This is a genomic window from Parendozoicomonas callyspongiae (assembly GCF_023502345.1).
GTDB classification, from domain to species: Bacteria; Pseudomonadota; Gammaproteobacteria; order Pseudomonadales; family Endozoicomonadaceae; genus Sansalvadorimonas; species Sansalvadorimonas callyspongiae.
Genome location: NZ_JAMFLX010000147.1, coordinates 1 through 555, shown reverse-complemented (window position 1 = coordinate 555; position 555 = coordinate 1). Strand labels below are relative to the sequence as shown.

Here is a 555-nt window from a genome sequence, read left to right as displayed (position 1 = left end):
GACTTTCTACCTCTGAAGTAGCCCAGCGCCTCGATGTTCATGTTCAAGCTGTAAAACAGTGGCATTCCCGCTTCAAACATGGCGGTCTTGAGGCGATGAAAGATCAGCCAGGGAAAGGGCGAAAGCCTTTATTCAATGATGAGAATACAGCGTCTTTCAAGTCTGCCATCGTTGAGCTTCAAGAACAGAAGTCGGGTGGCCGTATTACTGGTCATGATGCCCAGACTATGCTCCTGGAGAAGTTCCAGATAACTTGTAGCCTCTCCACAACCTATAACATTATGCACTGTGCCGGGCTGTCATGGATTTCAGGGCGATCACGCCACCCTCAGCAGTGTATTGAGGTGCAGGAGGCTTTTAAAAAAACTTCTCAGAAGAAGCAAAACGCCTTCTTCCTCCAGGCGTTTTATCCTGCAATGTCGATGTCTGGTTTCAAGATGAAGCTCGTTTTGGACAGCGAAATACAATCAGCAGGATATGGGCTCCCAAAGGAACTCGGCCCGGTCTCGTAGGCAGCAGCAACATCAATACGCTTATCTCTATGGCGCTGCTTGT

Annotated in this window: 1 protein-coding gene; it reads left to right on the top strand. The window is 48.8% G+C overall.

Features of this window, described 5'->3' with window-relative positions; all coding sequences use genetic code 11:
* A partial coding sequence (locus M3P05_RS20710; protein WP_249702050.1) for a helix-turn-helix domain-containing protein occupies positions 1–512 on the top strand: 512 nt, incomplete at its 5' end.
* Positions 513–555: the final 43 nt, after the last annotated feature.